The following is an 18,469-nucleotide window of genomic DNA, read 5'->3' on the forward strand; positions in this document are numbered from 1 at the left end:
GACTGGCATTGCCCAAACTGCATGAAAAGTCGTTCAAGAATGAAAAAACAGTTGCCTGGCCGGATTGGCAACCTGAGGAGTAAGCACTAGAGTATGCGCGCGCAAAACGGGCTTGAGCCGTTCGCACATCGTTGTCGCGTTTATTACGAGGACACCGATGCCGGCGGCATCGTGTATTACGTTAATTACCTTAAGTTTATGGAGCGGGCTCGAACCGAGCGGCTACGACACCTGGGCTTTGCCCAATCGCAGCTGGCAGGGGAGAACCTGTTATTCGTCGTGCATTCCAGCGAAGCGCGTTATCACGCGCCGGCGCGACTGGACGACGAGCTTCTGGTCAGTGCCCATGTCACCGAATTGAACCGGGTCAGCCTGCGCTTCACTCAGCAGGTCAGGCGAGCCGCGGATAATGCGCTGCTCTGTGAGGGGCAGTTCCTGGTGGCCTGTGTGCGCGCCGACACTTTCAAACCCCGCGCCATTCCAGACGCTCTGCGTACGGCCTTTGCCGACGAGAGCAGCGCGGGTACACACTCAGAGCAGGAGATAAAGCGTGGAAGCTAACGTCGTCGACCATTCCTCCATGTGGAGCCTGGTCAGCAATGCCAGCGTTGTAGTGCAGTTGGTAATGCTGACCCTGGTTGCCGCATCGGTGACTTCATGGATCATGATCTTTCAGCGCAGCAACCTGCTGCGCGCCGGTCGACGTGCCCTGGAGAGCTTCGAAGAGCGCTTCTGGTCCGGTATCGACCTGTCCAAACTCTACCGTCAGGCGGGCAGCAACCCGGACCCGGATTCCGGGGTCGAGCAGATTTTCCGGGCTGGTTTCAAGGAGTTCTCCCGTCTGCGTCAACAGCCGGGTGTTGATCCTGAAGCCGTGATGGAAGGCGTGTCCCGGGCCATGCGTGTCGCCATCTCCCGTGAGGAAGAGAAGCTCGAGCAGAGCCTGCCGTTCCTTGCCACCGTCGGTTCGGTCAGCCCGTACATCGGTCTGTTCGGCACCGTGTGGGGGATCATGAACTCCTTCCGCGGCCTGGCCCAGGCCCAGCAAGCGACCCTGGCCACTGTGGCCCCGGGTATCGCTGAAGCCCTGATCGCTACGGCCATCGGTCTGTTCGCGGCCATTCCGGCGGTTATCGCCTACAACCGCTTCGCCGCTCGTGGCGAGACGCTGATCAGCCGTTACTACACCTTCGCCGACGAGTTCCAGGCGATCCTGCACCGTAAAGTGCACACCAGCGAAGAGTGAGCAGGTAAACCCAATGGCCCGAGTTCGCCACAAACGCAAGCCGGTTGCCGAGATGAACGTGGTGCCCTACATCGACGTGATGTTGGTACTGCTGGTTATCTTCATGGTGACCGCGCCGATGCTCAACCAGGGCGTGAAAGTTGATCTGCCCAAGGTTTCCAGTGAAGCCTTGCCCCAGGACAACAACACCCAGGTACTGACCATTTCGATCAAGGCTGACAAGACCTACTACTGGAACCTTGGCAGCGAAGTCGACACCGAAAAGCAACAGGACAAGGCGATGACCTTGCCGCAGATGACCGACGCGGTGACCAAGATCATCCGTGCCGGCAACGAAGGCGGCAAACACACCCAGGTGTTCATTCGCGGTGATAAATCCGTCGACTACGGCGCCGTGATGGGTGCCATGGGCGGCCTGCAGAAAGCCGGAGTCGGTAACGTTGGCTTGATTACCGAGGCGCCCTGATGCACCAACAGCGAGAGCCGTCCGCCTCGGAAAGCTACTTCTGGCCTAGCGTCTGGGCGATCGCCCTGCACGTGCTGGTGTTTGGCATGCTGTTCGTCAGCTTCGCCATGACCCCGGAATTGCCTCCGGCCAAGCCGATCGTCCAGGCGACCCTGTATCAGCTGAAATCCAAGAGCCCGGCGACTACCCAGACCAATCACAAGATTGCGGGTGAGGCGAAGAAATCCGCCGCGCGTCAGACCGAAGCCGAGCAGTTGGAGCAGAAGAAGGTCGAGCAGGAAGAGATCAAGGCTGCGGAACAAAAGAAAGAAGAGGCTGCTCAAAAGGCCGCAGAAGCGAAAAAGGCCGATGAAGCCAAGAAAGCTGACGAGGCGAAGAAGGCTGATGAAGCCAAGAAAGCTGCGGAAGCCAAGAAGGCCGAAGAGAAGCAATTGGCTGATGTAGCCAAGAAGAAAGCCGAAGAAGAAGCCAAGAAAGCCGCTGAAGAAGAGGCCAAGAAAAAGGCCGCTGAAGAGGCCAAGAAGAAAATCGTCGAAGACGCGAAGAAGAAAGCCGCGGAAGACGCGAAGAAGAAAGCTGAAGCTGAAGAGGCGAAGAAAAAGATCGCCGAAGACGCCAAGAAGAAAGCTGCTGCCGATGCCGCGAAGAAAAAGGCCCAGGAAGCAGCGCGTAAATCTGCCGAAGAGAAGAAGGCTCAGGCCCTGGCTGACTTGCTGTCCGACAAGCCGGAGCGTGAAGCCACCAAGTCGGATGAGGTCGGTGACAGTGTCGCGGGCAGCTTCGATGACCTGATTCGTATCCGTGCAGCGGAAGGCTGGGCTCGTCCTCCTTCGGCACGCAAGGGCATGACAGTGGAACTGCGGATCGGCATGTTGCCGGATGGCACGGTGACCACGGTCAGCGTGATCAAGTCCAGTGGTGATGGTCCGTTCGATGCCTCGGCGGTAGCGGCAGTCAAGAACATTGGGCGTTTGACAGAAATGCAGGGGTTGAGTCCGAAGGATTTTGCTCCCTATCGTTCATTCAAGATGACATTCACACCTGAGGATCTAGCCTTGTGAGAAACCTTCTTCGAGGAATGCTTGTCGTTATTTGCTGTATGGCAGGGATAGCGGCAGCGGATGAAAAAAACATTCTGGTCACCAGTGGCAGTGACCGGGCAACTCCCATCGCGGTAGTGCCGTTCGGTTGGCAAGGCGGCAGCGTGCTGCCGGACGACATGGCGCAGATCATCGGTGATGACCTGCGCAACTCGGGTTACTACGCACCTATCCCCAAGCAGAACATGATCAGCCTGCCGACCCAGGCCAGTGAAGTCATTTTCCGCGACTGGAAAGCCCTGGGTGCCCAGTACGTGATGGTCGGCAGCATTGTTCCGGCGGGCGGTCGCCTGCAGGTTCAATACGCCCTGTTCAACGTCGCCACCGAGCAGCAAGTGCTGACCGGCAGCGTGTCGGGCAGCGTTGATCAACTGCGGGACATGTCGCACTACATTTCCGACCAGTCCTTTGAAAAGCTCACCGGTATCAAGGGCGCGTTCTCGACTCGTCTGTTGTACGTGACGGCTGAGCGCTTCTCGGTGAACAACACCCGTTACACCCTGCAGCGTTCGGACTACGACGGTGCGCGTGCAGTTACCCTGCTGCAGTCCCGCGAGCCGATCCTGTCGCCGCGTTTTGCACCCGATGGCAAGCGCATCGCCTATGTGTCGTTCGAGCAGAAGCGTCCGCGGATCTTCGTGCAGCACATCGACACGGGTCGTCGTGAGCAGATCACCAACTTCGAAGGCCTGAACGGCGCTCCTGCCTGGTCGCCGGATGGCACCCGCCTGGCCTTCGTGCTGTCCAAGGATGGCAACCCGGATATCTATGTGATGAACATGGCGTCCCGGCAGATCAGTCGTGTCACCAGTGGCCCGGGTATCAACACCGAGCCGTTCTGGGGCAAGGATGGTTCCACCATCTATTTCACTTCCGACCGTGGCGGCAAGCCGCAGGTTTATAAAAGCAACATCAATGGCGGTGGCGCTGAGCGTGTGACCTTTATTGGTAACTACAACGCCAACCCGAAACTTTCTGCTGACGAAAAGACCCTGGTAATGATTCACCGCCAGGATGGTTTCACCAACTTCCGGGTAGCGGCTCAGGATTTGCAGCGCGGTAGCGTAAAAATCCTTACAGACACCAACCTAGATGAGTCAGCTACTGTTGCGCCCAACGGCACCATGGTAATCTACGCCACCCGCCAGCAGGGCCGGGGAGTCTTGATGCTCGTGTCCATTAATGGACGTGTGAGGCTCCCGCTTCCTACCGCTCAAGGCGAAGTCAGAGAACCGTCCTGGTCCCCTTACCTGAACTGACGCGGCGCTACAAAGTTTCACTTAACACACTGGGGTTCATTAGGAGTTTCACGATGGAAATGTTGAAGTTTGGTAAGTTTGCTGCGCTGGCTCTGGCCATGGCCGTAGCTGTAGGTTGCTCCTCCAAAGGTGGCGACAACGCCGGCGAAGGCGCTGTTGATCCAAACGCTGGTTACGGCGCTAACACTGGTGCTGTTGATGGCTCCCTGAGCGAAGAAGCTGCTCTGCGCGCAATCACCACCTTCTACTTCGAATACGACAGCTCGGACCTGAAGCCAGAAGCCATGCGCGCTCTGGACGTTCACGCCAAAGACCTGAAAGCAAACGGCGCTCGCGTTGTTCTGGAAGGCAACACCGACGAACGTGGTACTCGTGAGTACAACATGGCACTGGGCGAGCGTCGTGCGAAAGCCGTTCAACGCTACCTGGTTCTGCAGGGCGTTTCCCCAGCTCAGCTGGAGCTGGTTTCCTACGGTAAAGAGCGTCCAGTTGCTACTGGCCACGACGAGCAGTCCTGGGCTCAAAACCGTCGCGTCGAACTGCGTAAGTAATTCGTCATGCGAACGTGCCGTCGTGCTGTAACTATTTTGGCTCTCAGTCTCACGCCGCTTGCGGCGTGGTCTGCGGTTCCTGTGGTCGATAACAACTCCGGCTATAACAATAGCGGGAGCAGTTATCCGCCAGCGGGTTATGGCACGAACGGCGCCTATGCCGGGGGAGGGGTTTCGACCCCTGTCTCGGCACAGGGCGAGCTGTTCCAGCAACTGCAGCAAATGCAGGAGCAGATTGCACGCCAACAGGGTGTGATCGAAGTTCTGCAAAATGATGTAGCGCGCATGAAGCAAGAAAGCCTGGAGCGATACCAGGATCTTGATCGGCGCATAGGAAGCGGTGTTGCACCTGCCGCGACTCCTGAGAATTCTTCTGCCGGTGGCGATAGCAATGCCGCCGGAGCCGCAGCCGGCGCTGCTGTCCAGGCCCCAGCCGCCAGCAGCGAACCCGGTGATCCGGCCAAGGAAAAGCTCTATTACGATGCTGCCTTCGACCTGATCAAAGCCAAGGATTTCGACAAGGCCAGCCAGGCTTTCTCGGCATTCCTGCGCAAGTACCCCAACAGCCAGTACGCTGGCAACGCCCAGTACTGGCTGGGTGAAGTGAACCTGGCCAAGGGCGATCTGCAAGGTGCCGGCCAGGCATTTGCCAAGGTTTCCCAGCTGTATCCCAAGCACGCCAAGGTGCCGGATTCGTTGTACAAGCTGGCTGATGTGGAGCGCCGCCTGGGTCATACCGACCGGGTCAAAGGCATTCTGCAGCAGGTGGTCGCCCAATATCCGGGTACTTCCGCCGCTCAGTTGGCACAACGGGATCTGCAGCGCATGTAAGCGTGTTGGCAGCCGTTACAAGAAACCCGCGCTTGTCGCGGGTTTTTTCGTTAGAATTCACCCCCTTTTTTGAAACACGCTTCCTGGGATCTGCGCGATGGCGGGGTTCCTGGAAGTGCCTGACGGAGGCGGACAGCCTGTTTAGCTGTTACGCCCGTGGCGACTATGCAAGACACATTGAGAATTACCGAAGTTTTCTACTCGTTGCAGGGGGAAACTCGGACTGCCGGGCTGCCCACGGTTTTCGTGCGCCTGACCGGATGTCCGTTGCGTTGCCAATACTGCGACAGCGCCTACGCCTTCAGCGGCGGCACCCAGCGTACCCTCGACAGCCTGCTGGAGCAGGTTGCCGGTTTCCGTCCGCGTTATGTCTGTGTCACCGGCGGCGAGCCGTTGGCCCAACCTAATGCCATTCCCTTGCTCAAGCAGCTGTGCGATGCCGGCTATGAAGTCTCGCTGGAGACCAGTGGCGCGCTGGATATTTCCGAAGTGGATCAGCGCGTCAGCCGGGTTCTTGACCTCAAGACCCCGGGTTCCAAGGAAGCGCATCGCAATCGCTACGAGAACATCGAACTGCTGACCGCCAACGATCAGGTCAAGTTTGTCATCTGTTCCCGTGAGGACTACGACTGGGCGGTGTCCAAACTGATCCAGTACGGCCTTGAGCGGCGTGCGGGCGAAGTCTTGTTCTCGCCCAGCCACCATGATCTCAGCGCACGGGATCTGGCTGACTGGATCGTGGCTGACAACCTGCCGGTGCGACTGCAACTGCAGTTGCATAAATACCTTTGGAATGATGAGCCGGGGCGCTGAAATGACTGAGCAAGTACAGAACCAATCTTCGACCGAGAAACGTGCAGTGATCCTGCTCTCCGGTGGACTGGACTCGGCCACCGTAGTGGCCATGGCCCGTGCCGAAGGCTACCGCTGCTACACCATGAGCTTCGATTATGGCCAACGCCATCGCGCCGAATTGCACGCTGCCGAGCGCGTGGCGCGTGACCTGGGCGTGGTGGAGCACAAGGTGATCGGCCTGAACCTCAATGGCATTGGCGGATCGGCCCTGACCGACAGCTCCATCGATGTGCCGGAAGCGCCCGGTGAGGGAATTCCGGTGACCTATGTGCCGGCACGCAACACCGTGTTTCTGTCCTTGGCCCTGGGCTGGGCGGAAGTTCTGCAAGCGCGGGATATCTTCATCGGCGTCAATGCAGTGGATTATTCCGGTTACCCGGATTGCCGTCCCGAGTTCGTCGCAGCCTTCGAGCGCATGGCCAACCTGGCCACCAAGGCCGGTATCGAAGGGCAGGGCTTCCGTATCCAGGCGCCCCTGCAGAACCTCAGCAAGGCTGAAATCATCAAGGCCGGTGTGGGTTTGGGCGTCGATTATGGCCTGACCGTTTCCTGCTATCAGGCGGACGACAACGGCCGTGCATGTGGCAAATGCGACAGCTGCCGCCTGCGCGCAGAAGGTTTCGACGCGGCCGGTGTCAGCGATCCAACCGTTTATTTTTGATTTTTTTCATTTAGGGTGTTGAATTCCCGTTAGAAATCAGTATTATACGCGCCACCACACAGCGGGTCGTTAGCTCAGTTGGTAGAGCAGTTGGCTTTTAACCAATTGGTCGTAGGTTCGAATCCCACACGACCCACCATATTTTTGGCGGTTTAGAAAATCCGGAAGGCCCACGAAAGTGAGGATTTCCGGGTTTTTTTTTGCCTGCAATAAACCCGGACGTGGGGCATCAAGGCTCGATGCGCTCAGGAAGGCTCTCAATGATTGGCGACCACTGTTCGTCTTGCGGTTTGTCCTGAGGCAGCGGTGTGCCTGGCGGTATTCTCCCACGCCGAAGTGCTCAACCACTTGGCGGGGCGAACAATGGCCGCCGATCTTCAGGCGCGCCGTTGACAGTAACGGCTTATTTCCCCTTGCCCGAGTATTCCTTGTAGTACTCGGGGATCGCGTGTTTGTAGCTCTCCATCCAGCGCTGCAGGCTCAACTCCCGTTCGCCGGGGGATGCCGGTTGCGGAGTGCGCGACGCTACCTGATTGCGGCTCTGCAGTTGCAACCAGACTTCGGTGACCTGCTGCTGCGGGGAGGATGGACCGGGTTCGATGGCCTGCGCCGCGAGGGGAAGCAGCAAGAGGCCCAGGCAACTGAGCATGTTGTGTTTCATCACTACCTCTGCGTTGTCGAGGGAATGGCTTCGGGCTGTGCCGGATCGCCGGCGCTCGCTACCCGATTATTGGGCGCCGTGGTTCCGAGTTTTTCTGCGCGGGCCTTGGCTTCGGTGACTTGCCCCGGACTCAGGCCTACGCGGCTGACCACTTCCGAGGCTTGTTTCCAGTTCCCTTGATAGATCAGCAAGGTCACCAGATTGAGGGCCGGCAATTGATCCGACGGCTTGAGCTCCATAGCGGTGATGAACTCGAAACGGGCTTCTTTCAGACGCCGTTGATTGAGGTAGACCACGCCGAGATCGTTGCGGATTTTCTCGTCGGTGGGCGATAGCCGGGCTGCACGTTGCAGGTGAGCCAGAGCCTGCAGGTTGTCGCTGCGTTCTGCGGCCAGTTGCCCCAGGCCTTGCTCGCCTTCGGCGGCCAGGCAACCACCGAGCAGGCTGCGGTACAGCGGGTCGGCCTCGCGTTGTCCCAGCAAGCGGTAGATCTTGGCCTTGCGCAGGCGCACCGCCGGAAGGTCATCCGGCAGGCGTTGCAGGTTGGCCAGGCCAGCATGCAGTTTGCCGCTGCTGATCATTTGGTCTGCCAGACTGAGTGACAACTCCTGGTCGGAGTTGATCTTGGCACAGTCTTGTGGAGCGCTCAGCGACGACCAGGACGCGCCTCCAGGTGATGCGCAGCCACTGAGCATCGCCAGCCCTATCGCCACCATCATGGTTTTCATTTTCCGTTCCCGTAATGCGCGCGATGCTCGGGTCATGACCCCCAGGCACGGCCTGTCGAGGTTCTGATTGCTCAGTTTCATCACCAGAGAGGAGCCAAGGTGCTGGTTCATTGCGATAGTCCACTGCGCTGATCAAAGTCGCCGTCTTCCAGGAAGTACATGCGGAACCAGTTCGGATCGTAATTGCGTAACTGCTCACCTGGCAGCGAAGGCAACTGAGCATTGGCGGCCAGTGGTTGCACCAGATGGGGGGTGACCACCATCAGCAGTTCCTTCTCTTCACGATTGATCGTGGAGTTGCGAAAGAACGCGCCGATGATGGGAATGTTGCCCAGGCCCGGCAGCTTGCTCACGCTGGAGCTGTTGTTGGTGCTGATCAGGCCGCTGATCACGAAGCTCTCGCCGTCAGCCAGGGAAATGCTGGTGTCGGTACGCCGAACAATCAGCGCCGGTACTCGGGTACTGGAGATCGTCACTCCGTTGTTGTAATCGAGTTCGCTGACTTCCGGCGCCACTTTCAGGGTGATGCGGTTGTTGCTGATGACCGTGGGGGTCAGGGTCAGGCGGATACCGAATTCCTTGTATTCGATGGAGATGTTGTCGCTGCCAGAGCTCGGCACCGGGATCGGCACCTCGCCACCGGCGAGGAAGCTCGCACTCTGCCCGCTCAGGGCCACCAGGCTGGGACGTGCCAGGGTATAGGCGAAGCCGCTGCCTTCAAGTGCATTGATCACCCCCAGCACATTGCCGCCGCCAAAGCCGATATTGAAGCTGCCGTTATCCAACGGGATGCGGGGCGCCAGGCTACCGATCTGCCCGGGTGTCACAGTGACGCCGGGAACGGATCCGGGCGAGCCAAACAGAAAATTGCCGCTCTTGCCGAAGATCGAGGTGCTGGCTTCCTTCAACTTGGTACGGCTGACTTCGACAAAGCGGATGTCGGTCTGCACCTGGCTGGGCAGCAGGGGGCTTTCAGAGGAGGGGGCCAGCGAACCCACCAGCGACTGGGCGGCTTTGCCCTGGACGAAGACCATGCTTTGCCGCGGCGAGCTGGAACAGGCGCTCCAGACCATCAGACTGGTGGCGCCGGGGGCCATGCCGGTCAGCAGGTAGGAGTCATTGCCATTGACGTGTACATCGACGATTTTCGGATCACCCACTGCCAGTCGGGTGATGGCCACGGAAGAGTGTATGGCGGTCTGCATGCCCTCGCCGACCTCAAGCACTGCCGGTAATGGTTCCAGCCCTGCACAATTGTTCGCTGCTGCCAGGGTCACTCCTGTAGGTAAACCGGCAAAAATGAGTGTCCATGTCACTCGCCTGAGTATCTGCAAGTAGTCACTGTTCATTTACTGCTTCCTTGATTGGCTGGGAGAGTCAGCCGGGACAGTCGGGCGCCACGAATCATTCGTCAGAGCATTCTGAAATAGGCTTTTCCTTGCTGATCCCAGATAACTGCATCGTTATCTGACGTTAGCGTAGAAAGTCCAAAATGCTATTAAACGCAAAAAAACTGTCCATCATCCGGCCCCTCGCAGCCCCTTGTAGGCACGGGCTTGCTGTAGCCTGCAGCAACTCTGGGAGTGGCTTTGAAGAGGGGTTTCAGGAGCCCGGCATCCAGATCTGACTGGCCATTTGGGGGCCGCTCAGTTTCAGCTAAGTTTTCCCTCGTAACCTCTGCCCTCGCGCCAATTCAGGCGACGTTAGGGAGAGGTCCTAGATGAAGCCATTGAGCCCGGCCAATTGGCTGAACAAAGTTCCCGAAGTGACGCTGTCCTTCTGGGTGATCAAGATCATGTCCACCACGGTCGGGGAAACCTGTGCCGATTACCTGGCTGTCGATGCCGGCCTGGGGCAGGGGGTGACCAGCATCGGCATGGCGCTGCTGTTGGCGCTGGCGTTGTTCGCGCAGTTGCGTACCCGGGCCTACACGCCCTGGATCTACTGGTTGAGCGTGGTGCTGGTGAGCATCGTCGGCACCCAGGTCACTGATGTGCTGACCGATCAGTTGGGCGTCAGTCTGTATCTCAGCACGGCACTGTTTGCCTTGCTGTTGGCGATCAACCTGGCTGTCTGGTACGGCGTTGAACGCAGTCTTTCGATCCGACAGATCGTGACTCCCCGGCGCGAATTGTTCTACTGGGCGACAGTGCTGTGCACCTTTGCCCTGGGGACCGCCGCCGGTGATCTGGCCACCGAGGCGCTGGGCTTGGGGTTCACCCTGGGAGTGGTGATCTTTGCCGTACTGATCTGCGTGGCCTTTGCCGCCTGGCGATTGGGGGGCAACGCGGTACTGACCTTCTGGATCGCCTACATCCTCACGCGCCCTTTCGGCGCCTCCTTGGGCGACCTTCTGACTCAGGCCAAGACCTATGGCGGCCTTGGTCTGGGGGCGACCTGGACCAGCGGGATCTTCCTGTGCGTGATTTTCCTGCTGGTGACGGCTGCGCAGATCAGCGTGGCTGGTCGCCAGCGTGTTACCGAGTGATTCGCTCATTTTCAATCAAGGAATCAATGATGTCTCATTTCCATTCTGTTACTCGTAAGCTCATGATCCTCTCCGCAATCGTCCTGCTGGGCGCCGCCGCCGGATGCTCCAAGACTGGCGATGAACCAAAGTCCCCAGCGCCAGCTCAGGTTGTGGCCGGCCAGGGCACGGTATCCAAGCTGGGGGATCTGTCGGCGTTCCAAGGCATCAGTGCCGAGGTGGCGGCCCTGGTGGACAACAATGATCTGAGCGCAGCCAAGAGCCGGATCAAGGATCTGGAGCTCTCCTGGGATAGCGCCGAAGCGGGATTGAAACCCCGAGCCGCAGCTGACTGGCACGTGCTGGACAAGGCAATCGATCGCGCACTCGACGCGTTGCGCGCCGGCAGTCCACGGCAAGCCGACTGCAAACTGGCCATGGATGAGCTGCTCAAGACGTTCAATTCATTGCAGGGCAAGCAATGAAGCCCGCTGCCGCGAGGTCGGGGCGCCGCTGTGTGTAACCGGCTGGGTGATGGCCGATCAAGGTGAATCACGCTGGGCGCGGCATCCCTCCGGGGGGATGCCGCGCTTGATTGATTGTGGAGGTGCTATGCGGATCTTGCTGGTGGAAGACGATGTCATGATCGGCGAGGCCATTGTCGGAGCGCTCAAGGACGCGGGCCACGCCGCCGATTGGGTGCGCAATGGGGGCAGCGCTCTGGCCGCCCTGGACACCCAGCATTATGACCAGGTGCTGCTGGATCTCGGGCTGCCGGGCAAGGACGGGCTGCAAGTCCTTGACACCCTGCGCCGCGGCGGTAACCCGGTGCCGCTGTTGATCATCACCGCCCGCGACAGCCTGGATGAGCGTTTGCGCGGCCTCGACGGCGGTGCGGATGACTACCTATCCAAGCCCTTTGCCATGGCCGAGCTGTTGGCGCGCATGCGTGCGGTGATGCGCCGCAAGGGCGGAAGTGCGACGCCGCTGTTGAGCAATGGCGTGGTGTCGCTGGACCCGGTCTCGAAGCAGGCGAGCACCGCGCAGCAGGCCGATGTGCAGCTGTCGAACCGGGAGTTTGCCCTGTTGCAGGCGCTGTTGATCCGGCCCGGGGCGATTCTCTCGCGCAGTGAGCTCGAGGACCGCATCTACGGTTGGGGCGACGAAGTGGAAAGCAACGCCGTGGAGTTTCTGATCCACGCCTTGCGCCGCAAGCTGGGCAGCCAGGTGATCAAGAACGTCAGGGGGATGGGATGGATGGTTTCAAAAAGCGTCTGAGCGAGTCGGTCCAGCTCCGGCTGTCCATCGTGCTGTCGACGGCGATCCTGATCGTTGCCCTGCTGGCGGCGGTCTTCGCCTTTGTTACGGCATTCGACGAGGCTCGGGAAATGCAGGACAACACCCTGCGCCAGGTCGCGGCCTTGTTCGAGCGCCAGCAGATGAGCCTGAGGTACTCCGAGCCTGAGCAACCGATCGAGGGCGACAACGAGGAGTCCCGGGTGGTCATCCAGTACCTGGCCGATGGCGCCAGGGCGAGCGCAGATGACGACAGCAGTGCGCCTTTGCCCTTGCCGACCACGCTGGCCGATGGTTGGTCGACGCAGAAAGTGGGGGACGAGCCGTTCCGGGTACTGGTCAAGACCACTGCCCAGGGGCAGCGCATTGCCGTGGCTCAGGAAATGGGCGCCCGGGACAAAGAGGCGCGCGAGAGTGCTGCGCGCAGCCTGCTTCCGTTCCTGTTTTTGTTCCCCGTGCTGTTGCTGGTGCTGGCCAACCTGGTGCGCACGTTGTTTCGTCCGATCGAGGTCCTGGCGGCGGAGATCGATCAGCGAGGCGAGCAGGAGTTGCATCCGATCGATGAAGGGCATTTGCCTACGGAAGTCCGCCCCTTTGTGCGGGCGATCAATCGACTGCTGGCCCGGGTGACCCGTTCCATGGAGGTGCAGCGACGTTTTGTTGCGGATGCGGCCCATGAGCTGCGTTCGCCGATGACGGCCCTGTCCCTGCAGGCCGAGCGACTGGCCACTGTGGAAATGTCGAGCCAGGCCATGGAGCGTCTGCTGCTGTTGCGGCGGGGCATCGAGCGCAGCAAGAAGTTGATCGATCAGCTGTTGAGCCTGGCGTTTGCGCAGTCCGGTGCCGGGGCCAGTGTGGCCCTGGTTTCAGTGCACGGGGTCTATCGGCAGGTACTGGAGGACCTGCTGCCGCTGGCGGAAGAAAAGGCGATCGATATCGGCGTGGAGGGTGGGCAGGACGGCCAGGTGCGCATCAGCGAGGTGGACTTGCAGGTGCTGGTGAAGAACCTGGTGGACAACGCCATTCGCTATACCCCGCCGGGGGGCAAGGTGGATTTGTCGGTGAGCCTGGAGCGCGGCGCGGTGCGGCTGAAGGTCTGCGACACGGGCCCGGGTATCGCGCCGGAGGAGCGTGATCGGGTGTTCGACCCGTTCTATCGCTGCCTGGGGAGCGAGGAGCTGGGTTCGGGGCTGGGGCTTTCCATCGTCAAGGTCATCGCCGAGCGCTACGGCGCCCGGATCTGTTTCGCTTACAGCGATGAGCGGGCCAGGACCGGGTTGTGCGTCTGGGTGGAGTTTGCACGGGGCGAGCCGGGTCGTGAGGATTAGACGCGGGGCAGAATTGGCTTTTGAATGCCCCGGATATTCTGTAGCCTTGCGCGGCTCCAATGCTGTCCGTACCTGATGAACTCACTCTCCCGGCGGGGCCCTAGACGGTCCGGAGCCGGTGGTATACTCGACTTTCGCGCCTAAGCGCCTGCAGGTCTTGCGAACATGACGCAAATTTCCGAACGCCTTCTGGTTCAAGCCCACCTCGACGCCAAACAGCCCAAACCCTTGAGTGCTGAGCAAGAGGCCCATTTTCGTGCCGCCATCGCTGCCGAGCTCAAGGCTCAGGACGCGGTGCTGGTTGCGCATTTCTATTGTGATCCGGTGATTCAGGCCCTGGCTGAAGAGACCGGTGGCTGTGTTTCCGACTCCCTGGAAATGGCCCGTTTCGGCAACGCGCATCCGGCCAAGACCGTGGTGGTGGCCGGGGTGCGCTTCATGGGTGAGACGGCGAAGATTCTCAACCCTGAAAAACGCGTGCTGATGCCGACGCTGGAGGCCACTTGCTCGCTCGATCTGGGTTGTCCGGTGGACGAGTTCTCGGCCTTCTGCGATCAGCACCCCGAGCGCACCGTAGTGGTTTATGCCAATACTTCGGCGGCAGTCAAAGCCCGTGCCGACTGGGTGGTGACGTCCAGCTGCGCGCTGGAGATCGTCGAAAGCCTGATGGATAACGGCGAGAAGATCATCTGGGGCCCGGACAAGCACCTGGGCACCTACATCCAGCGCCAGACCGGGGCCGACATGCTGCTCTGGGATGGGGCCTGCATCGTTCACGAAGAGTTCAAGTCCAAGCAACTGGAAGACATGAAGGCGCTGTACCCGGATGCGGCCATCCTGGTGCACCCCGAGTCCCCCAGCTCGGTGATCGAACTGGCGGATGCGGTCGGTTCCACCAGCCAGCTGATCGCCGCCGCACAGCGTCTGCCGAACAAGACCTTCATCGTCGCCACCGACCGCGGCATCTTCTACAAGATGCAGCAGCTGTGCCCGGACAAGGTGTTCATCGAGGCGCCTACGGCCGGTAACGGCGCAGCGTGCCGTAGTTGCGCCCACTGCCCGTGGATGGCGATGAATACCCTGGAGCGCACCCTGCAGTGCCTGCAACAAGGCAGCAACGAGATTCAGGTGGACCCGGCGCTGATCCCCAATGCCGTTCGGCCGCTCAAGCGCATGCTGGACTTCACTCAGGCGGCGCGGATGAAACTGGCGGGCAATGCCTGATCGGTTGTCTCGTGTGCAAGCAAAAACGCCCCGATCGGTCGGGGCGTTTTTGTGTGTGGCGTATTACTTTTTCTTCTGCTTGGGAATGCGCACCAGCTGGGTGTTGGAGTAAATGTCGTGCCAGCTGCGTTTCTGCTTGTCCACCAGCACCCAGAAGAAGCCCAGGCCAGCGCAGAGCCAGGAGGCAATGGACACCATGAAGCGCAACAGCGCCTGCCACAGGCTGATACGGCTGCCATCGGCATTCTGTACGCGGATGCCCCAGACCTGCATGCCCAGGGTCTGCCCTGAATGGGTCCAGAATTTGGCGAAGAAGCCGAACAGCACAAACAGCAGGACGGTGGAGTAAAGCGGGTCGCCATCCAGAGCGCCGGATTCGGTCAAGGCACGCATCCGCGCTTCGCCGATGATCTGCATCTGGATCAGCTTGTAGAGGCCGCCCGTGACGATCAGCAGGGCGACGCACAGCAGAAAATCATAGAACATCGCTGCCAGGCGACGACCCAGGCCGGCGGCGGGAAACTCGCCTTGGGGGCTTAGCAGATGTTTCGACATGACAGGCTCTCGACTGAAAAAAGAAGCCATTTTACGGAATTGCGCGCACAAAAAAGCCCCTGATGTCAGCATCAGGGGCTTTTTCGTTACAGACGATTAAGCTTCTGCTTGTACTTCGTCAGCTTGCATGCCTTTCTGGCCTTGCACAGCGATGAAGGTCACTTTTTGGCCTTCTTTCAGGCTCTTGAAGCCGTTGCCCTGAATAGCGCGGAAGTGTACGAACAGATCCGGACCGCTTTCAGGAGTGATAAAACCAAAACCTTTCTCGTCGTTAAACCACTTGACGGTACCGCTCTGACGTTGGGACATTTCTTATTTCCTTTGACGCTAAAAAATTAATGACAGTCTCTTCCTCATGGAAGAGTACTGGGCTGGGTTGCAGGAAAGTAAGAGACGTCGAACGGGTTGTAGCAAACTTGTTAGCTACTGCCCAGGTCACGATTCCAAGCGACCCATGCAAACACAGTGGGGAAACTCTACGCCAACTACGGGAGAAAAAACAAGCCCCGCGAAGCCCCGGTTTTACTCAGCTTGCCGAGGTTTGGCGCAACTAGCGTGCAGGGCTTATTCGATAGAGTTGTTCAATTGTTTTCAGACGTTATAAGTGAAATTCAGTATCGAAAATATGCACTGTTTTATGGCGGTTGCGTTACAGATTAGTGCACTTTTAACGCAACCGCGTTACTTATAGAAACAGTCCCTCAGCCTCGATAGTAGCGTTGGGGTACGAATGGCATTTTGCTTACAAGCATTTGCACCTTTTTCCCACGTACTATCGCTGCAACTGGCGTATCAAGTGCGCAGTGCTGGATATCGAGGTAACCCATCGCCAATGGACCACCGAGTGTCGGACCGAAGCCACCGCTGCAAACGCTGCCGATGATGTTCCCTTCGGCGTCGACGATTTCCGCGCCTTCGCGCACGGGGGTACGTTCCTGAGGCAGCAGGCCGACACGTTTGCGAGCGACGCCGCCCTGTTGTTGGGCAAAGATCACCTCGGCACCAGGGAAACCGCCGGCGCGTGGGCCATCCGCGCGCCGGGCCTTGGAGATGGCCCACAGCAGGCTGGCCTGAATCGGCGTGGTGTCGCTGTTCATGTCGTGGCCGTACAGGCACAGGCCGGCTTCCAGGCGCAGGGAGTCGCGGGCGCCGAGGCCGATGGCCGCCACTTCCGGTTCGGCCAGCAGGGCACGGGCGAGTTTTTCCGCGTGCTCGGCAGGGACCGAGATTTCGAAACCGTCTTCGCCGGTGTAGCCCGAACGGCTGACAAAGCAGTCCAGGCCCAGCACGGTCACCGGCTTGAACTGCATGAAGGTCATCTTCGCTACTTCCGGCGCCAGGCGCGCCAGCACTGTGACCGCAGCCGGGCCTTGCAGGGCCAGCAGGGCGCGTTCTTCGAACAGCGGCTGAATGTCGCACTGCTTGCCGATGTGCTGGCGCAGGTGGGCCAGGTCCTGCTCCTTGCAGGCGGCGTTGACCACCAGGAACAGCTGGTCGTCGCCCAGATTGGCGACCATCAGGTCGTCGAGGATGCCGCCTTGGTCATTGGTGAACATGGCATAGCGCTGCATGCCCACCGGCAGGTCGATGATGTCAACCGGCACCAGGGTTTCCAGGGCCTGGGCGGCATTGGCGCCGCGCAACAGAATCTGCCCCATGTGGGACACATCGAACAGCCCGGCCTGCTCACGGGTGTGCTGGTGTTCCTTCATCACCCCCAGCGGGTACTGCACCGGCATGTCGTAGCCGGCGAACGGCACCATGCGGGCGCCGAGTTCCAGGTGCAGGCTGTGCAATGGGGTTTTCAACAGTGTTTCGGTGGACATGGGCAACTCCTGAAAAAACTGCGGATACGGGCGACGTATCAGCACTCGATAATGTTCACGGCCAGACCGCCACGGGCGGTCTCCTTGTATTTGCTTTTCATGTCGGCGCCGGTCTGGCGCATGGTGCGGATGACCTTGTCGAGGGAGACGAAGTGCTGGCCGTCGCCGCGCAGTGCCATGCGCACCGCATTGATGGCTTTCACTGAACCCATGGCATTGCGCTCGATGCAGGGCACCTGCACCAGGCCGCCGATCGGGTCGCAGGTCAGCCCGAGGTTGTGTTCCATGCCGATTTCCGCGGCGTTCTCCACCTGCTGCACGCTGCCGCCGAGGACTTCGCACAAGGCCCCGGCGGCCATCGAGCAGGCCACGCCGACTTCGCCCTGGCAGCCGACTTCGGCGCCGGAGATCGAAGCGTTTTCCTTGTACAGAATGCCGATGGCCGCAGCCGTGAGGAGAAAACGCACCACCCCGTCTTCGTTGGCCCCGGGAATGAAGCGCATGTAGTAGTGCAACACCGCCGGGATGATCCCGGCCGCACCATTGGTGGGCGCAGTGACCACGCGTCCGCCGTTGGCGTTTTCCTCGTTGACCGCCAGGGCGTAGAGATTGACCCAATCCAGCACCGACAGCGCATCACGCAGCGCCGCTTCCGGGTGCTGGCACAACTGGCGGTGCAGGGCGGCGGCGCGGCGCTTGACCTTGAGCCCGCCCGGCAGGATGCCCTCGTTGCGACAACCGGCGGCCACGCAGTCCTGCATCACTTGCCAGATCTTCAGCAGGCCGGCGCGGGTTTCCGCTTCCGGGCGCCAGGCGCTTTCGTTGGTCAGCATCACTTGGCTGATGGACAGGCCGTAAGTGCTGCAGTGTTGCAGCAGCTCCTTGGCGGTCTTGAAGGGGAAGGTCAGGCGAGTGGTGTCTTCGACGATACGGTCGGCGCCGGCGGCGTCTTCGTCGACCACGAAACCGCCGCCAACGGAGTAGTACTCACGGCTGCGGATCTGCAGGCCGGCGCTATCGAAGGCACGGAAAATCATGCCATTGGGGTGATAGGCCAGGGGTTTGCGGATCATTGCCAGGTGTTCTTTCTCGTTGAACGCAATGCTGTGTTCACCGAGCAGGTTGATTCGTCCGCTGCTGCGTATGGCCTGCAGGCGAGCGCCGATGTTCTCGGTATTCACGCTGTCCGGTTGTTCGCCTTCCAGGCCCAGCAACACCGCCTTGTCGCTGCCGTGGCCCTTGCCGGTGGCGCCCAGCGAGCCGTACAGCTCGACCTTGACGCAAACGGTCGGCGCCAGCAGGTCATCGCGGCGCAGGCCTTCGACAAAGCGCGCGGCCGCGCGCATCGGGCCAACGGTGTGGGAGCTGGAGGGGCCGATGCCAATCTTGAACAGGTCGAACACGCTCAGGGACAT

General features: G+C 60.0%; 21 protein-coding genes and 1 tRNA gene. 15 read left to right on the top strand and 7 right to left on the bottom strand.

Annotated elements, in window-relative coordinates; all coding sequences use genetic code 11:
- Nucleotides 1-93: 93 nt before the first annotated feature.
- The 10 genes from ybgC (at nt 94) to GWQ44_RS23045 (ending at nt 7,108) form a co-directional block, all read left to right on the top strand.
- Complete coding sequence (ybgC, locus tag GWQ44_RS23000) at nt 94-561, top strand: tol-pal system-associated acyl-CoA thioesterase (RefSeq protein WP_047305814.1); 468 nt, start codon at nt 94-96, stop codon at nt 559-561.
- Nucleotides 551-1,246: a protein TolQ gene (tolQ, locus tag GWQ44_RS23005; protein WP_016963211.1), complete on the top strand. Its 696-nt coding sequence runs from the start codon at nt 551-553 to the stop codon at nt 1,244-1,246. Before ybgC ends, tolQ begins: the two co-directional genes overlap by 11 nt.
- Nucleotides 1,247-1,259: 13 nt before the next feature.
- Nucleotides 1,260-1,712, top strand: coding sequence for a protein TolR (tolR, locus tag GWQ44_RS23010; RefSeq protein ID WP_011063015.1), 453 nt, complete (start codon nt 1,260-1,262; stop codon nt 1,710-1,712).
- Nucleotides 1,712-2,773 carry a cell envelope integrity protein TolA gene (gene tolA / locus GWQ44_RS23015; protein WP_016963210.1) on the top strand — a complete coding sequence of 354 codons (1,062 nt, stop codon included), beginning with the start codon at nt 1,712-1,714 and terminating at the stop codon, nt 2,771-2,773. The genes tolR and tolA overlap by 1 nt, the downstream gene beginning before the upstream one ends.
- A 17-nt stretch (nt 2,774-2,790) precedes the next feature.
- Nucleotides 2,791-4,071 (top strand): Tol-Pal system beta propeller repeat protein TolB, encoded by a 1,281-nt coding sequence (tolB, locus tag GWQ44_RS23020; protein ID WP_015636767.1) that lies wholly within the window; start codon nt 2,791-2,793, stop codon nt 4,069-4,071.
- Between the two features lie 53 nt (nt 4,072-4,124).
- Nucleotides 4,125-4,622, top strand: a complete 498-nt coding sequence (pal, locus tag GWQ44_RS23025; RefSeq protein ID WP_003227510.1) for a peptidoglycan-associated lipoprotein Pal — start codon at nt 4,125-4,127, stop codon at nt 4,620-4,622.
- A gap of 6 nt (nt 4,623-4,628) precedes the next feature.
- On the top strand, nt 4,629-5,453 hold the full coding sequence (gene ybgF, locus GWQ44_RS23030) for a tol-pal system protein YbgF (protein ID WP_275928323.1): 825 nt from the start codon (nt 4,629-4,631) through the stop codon (nt 5,451-5,453).
- Between the two features lie 165 nt (nt 5,454-5,618).
- A complete protein-coding gene (gene queE / locus GWQ44_RS23035; RefSeq protein WP_016963208.1) occupies nt 5,619-6,266 on the top strand; it encodes a 7-carboxy-7-deazaguanine synthase QueE in 648 nt (215 codons plus the stop codon).
- Nucleotide 6,267: 1 nt separating this feature from the next.
- Nucleotides 6,268-6,969 (top strand): 7-cyano-7-deazaguanine synthase QueC, encoded by a 702-nt coding sequence (gene queC / locus GWQ44_RS23040; RefSeq protein ID WP_042940611.1) that lies wholly within the window; start codon nt 6,268-6,270, stop codon nt 6,967-6,969.
- Nucleotides 6,970-7,032: 63 nt separating this feature from the next.
- Nucleotides 7,033-7,108, top strand: a tRNA-Lys gene (locus GWQ44_RS23045).
- A 264-nt stretch (nt 7,109-7,372) separates the two neighbouring features.
- Here GWQ44_RS23045 and GWQ44_RS23050 read toward each other — a convergent pair.
- From GWQ44_RS23050 to GWQ44_RS23060, 3 genes are all read right to left on the bottom strand, one after another.
- Complete coding sequence (locus GWQ44_RS23050) at nt 7,373-7,630, bottom strand: DUF3613 domain-containing protein (RefSeq protein ID WP_047305752.1); 258 nt, start codon at nt 7,628-7,630, stop codon at nt 7,373-7,375.
- 2 nt (nt 7,631-7,632) lie between these two features.
- Nucleotides 7,633-8,358 (bottom strand): tetratricopeptide repeat protein, encoded by a 726-nt coding sequence (locus GWQ44_RS23055; protein ID WP_275928324.1) that lies wholly within the window; start codon nt 8,356-8,358, stop codon nt 7,633-7,635.
- A 107-nt stretch (nt 8,359-8,465) separates the two neighbouring features.
- Entirely contained in the window at nt 8,466-9,707 is a 1,242-nt protein-coding gene (locus GWQ44_RS23060; protein ID WP_275928325.1) for a type II and III secretion system protein family protein, read from the bottom strand.
- Nucleotides 9,708-10,078: 371 nt separating this feature from the next.
- Between GWQ44_RS23060 and GWQ44_RS23065 the strand changes: the two genes are divergently transcribed.
- The 5 genes from GWQ44_RS23065 (at nt 10,079) to nadA (ending at nt 14,673) form a co-directional block, all read left to right on the top strand.
- Complete coding sequence (locus tag GWQ44_RS23065; RefSeq protein ID WP_016967346.1) at nt 10,079-10,846, top strand: membrane protein; 768 nt, start codon at nt 10,079-10,081, stop codon at nt 10,844-10,846.
- A 29-nt stretch (nt 10,847-10,875) separates the two neighbouring features.
- Nucleotides 10,876-11,310 (top strand): hypothetical protein, encoded by a 435-nt coding sequence (locus GWQ44_RS23070; RefSeq protein WP_275928326.1) that lies wholly within the window; start codon nt 10,876-10,878, stop codon nt 11,308-11,310.
- A 127-nt stretch (nt 11,311-11,437) separates the two neighbouring features.
- Nucleotides 11,438-12,103, top strand: a complete 666-nt coding sequence (locus GWQ44_RS23075) for a response regulator (RefSeq protein WP_275928327.1) — start codon at nt 11,438-11,440, stop codon at nt 12,101-12,103.
- The gene (locus GWQ44_RS23080; protein ID WP_275928328.1) at nt 12,079-13,449 is read left to right on the top strand and encodes an ATP-binding protein; all 1,371 of its coding nucleotides are present in this window, start codon (nt 12,079-12,081) and stop codon (nt 13,447-13,449) included. The genes GWQ44_RS23075 and GWQ44_RS23080 overlap by 25 nt, the downstream gene beginning before the upstream one ends.
- Before the next feature lie 165 nt (nt 13,450-13,614).
- Nucleotides 13,615-14,673 carry a quinolinate synthase NadA gene (gene nadA, locus GWQ44_RS23085; RefSeq protein ID WP_016967342.1) on the top strand — a complete coding sequence of 353 codons (1,059 nt, stop codon included), beginning with the start codon at nt 13,615-13,617 and terminating at the stop codon, nt 14,671-14,673.
- A gap of 63 nt (nt 14,674-14,736) precedes the next feature.
- Here the strand turns inward: nadA and GWQ44_RS23090 are convergent, their stop codons facing one another.
- The 4 genes from GWQ44_RS23090 to GWQ44_RS23105 form a co-directional block, all read right to left on the bottom strand.
- The gene (locus GWQ44_RS23090) at nt 14,737-15,228 is read right to left on the bottom strand and encodes an RDD family protein (protein WP_016967341.1); all 492 of its coding nucleotides are present in this window, start codon (nt 15,226-15,228) and stop codon (nt 14,737-14,739) included.
- 96 nt (nt 15,229-15,324) lie between these two features.
- Nucleotides 15,325-15,537, bottom strand: a complete 213-nt coding sequence (locus GWQ44_RS23095; protein WP_007977299.1) for a cold-shock protein — start codon at nt 15,535-15,537, stop codon at nt 15,325-15,327.
- A 392-nt stretch (nt 15,538-15,929) separates the two neighbouring features.
- Complete coding sequence (gene gcvT, locus GWQ44_RS23100; protein ID WP_275928329.1) at nt 15,930-17,054, bottom strand: glycine cleavage system aminomethyltransferase GcvT; 1,125 nt, start codon at nt 17,052-17,054, stop codon at nt 15,930-15,932.
- Between the two features lie 38 nt (nt 17,055-17,092).
- Nucleotides 17,093-18,469, bottom strand: coding sequence for an L-serine ammonia-lyase (locus GWQ44_RS23105; protein ID WP_275928330.1), 1,377 nt, complete (start codon nt 18,467-18,469; stop codon nt 17,093-17,095).

The sequence above is a fragment of the Pseudomonas sp. 3MA1 genome (genome assembly GCF_029237275.1).
GTDB classification, from domain to species: domain Bacteria; phylum Pseudomonadota; class Gammaproteobacteria; order Pseudomonadales; family Pseudomonadaceae; genus Aquipseudomonas; species Aquipseudomonas fluorescens_AP.

Coding starts and splice junctions, on each gene's coding strand:
- GWQ44_RS23055 (WP_275928324.1), bottom strand. CDS start 8,358: ATGAAAACCATGATGGTGGCGATAGGGCTGGCGATGCTCAGTGGCTGC.
- GWQ44_RS23105 (WP_275928330.1), bottom strand. CDS start 18,469: ATGTCCCTGAGCGTGTTCGACCTGTTCAAGATTGGCATCGGCCCCTCC.
- GWQ44_RS23050 (WP_047305752.1), bottom strand. CDS start 7,630: ATGAAACACAACATGCTCAGTTGCCTGGGCCTCTTGCTGCTTCCCCTC.
- GWQ44_RS23080 (WP_275928328.1), top strand. CDS start 12,079: ATGGATGGTTTCAAAAAGCGTCTGAGCGAGTCGGTCCAGCTCCGGCTG.
- queC (WP_042940611.1), top strand. CDS start 6,268: ATGACTGAGCAAGTACAGAACCAATCTTCGACCGAGAAACGTGCAGTG.
- GWQ44_RS23090 (WP_016967341.1), bottom strand. CDS start 15,228: ATGTCGAAACATCTGCTAAGCCCCCAAGGCGAGTTTCCCGCCGCCGGC.
- GWQ44_RS23095 (WP_007977299.1), bottom strand. CDS start 15,537: ATGTCCCAACGTCAGAGCGGTACCGTCAAGTGGTTTAACGACGAGAAA.
- nadA (WP_016967342.1), top strand. CDS start 13,615: ATGACGCAAATTTCCGAACGCCTTCTGGTTCAAGCCCACCTCGACGCC.
- GWQ44_RS23070 (WP_275928326.1), top strand. CDS start 10,876: ATGTCTCATTTCCATTCTGTTACTCGTAAGCTCATGATCCTCTCCGCA.
- ybgC (WP_047305814.1), top strand. CDS start 94: ATGCGCGCGCAAAACGGGCTTGAGCCGTTCGCACATCGTTGTCGCGTT.
- gcvT (WP_275928329.1), bottom strand. CDS start 17,054: ATGTCCACCGAAACACTGTTGAAAACCCCATTGCACAGCCTGCACCTG.
- tolA (WP_016963210.1), top strand. CDS start 1,712: ATGCACCAACAGCGAGAGCCGTCCGCCTCGGAAAGCTACTTCTGGCCT.
- tolR (WP_011063015.1), top strand. CDS start 1,260: ATGGCCCGAGTTCGCCACAAACGCAAGCCGGTTGCCGAGATGAACGTG.
- pal (WP_003227510.1), top strand. CDS start 4,125: ATGGAAATGTTGAAGTTTGGTAAGTTTGCTGCGCTGGCTCTGGCCATG.
- GWQ44_RS23060 (WP_275928325.1), bottom strand. CDS start 9,707: ATGAACAGTGACTACTTGCAGATACTCAGGCGAGTGACATGGACACTC.
- queE (WP_016963208.1), top strand. CDS start 5,619: ATGCAAGACACATTGAGAATTACCGAAGTTTTCTACTCGTTGCAGGGG.
- GWQ44_RS23065 (WP_016967346.1), top strand. CDS start 10,079: ATGAAGCCATTGAGCCCGGCCAATTGGCTGAACAAAGTTCCCGAAGTG.
- tolB (WP_015636767.1), top strand. CDS start 2,791: ATGCTTGTCGTTATTTGCTGTATGGCAGGGATAGCGGCAGCGGATGAA.
- ybgF (WP_275928323.1), top strand. CDS start 4,629: ATGCGAACGTGCCGTCGTGCTGTAACTATTTTGGCTCTCAGTCTCACG.
- GWQ44_RS23075 (WP_275928327.1), top strand. CDS start 11,438: ATGCGGATCTTGCTGGTGGAAGACGATGTCATGATCGGCGAGGCCATT.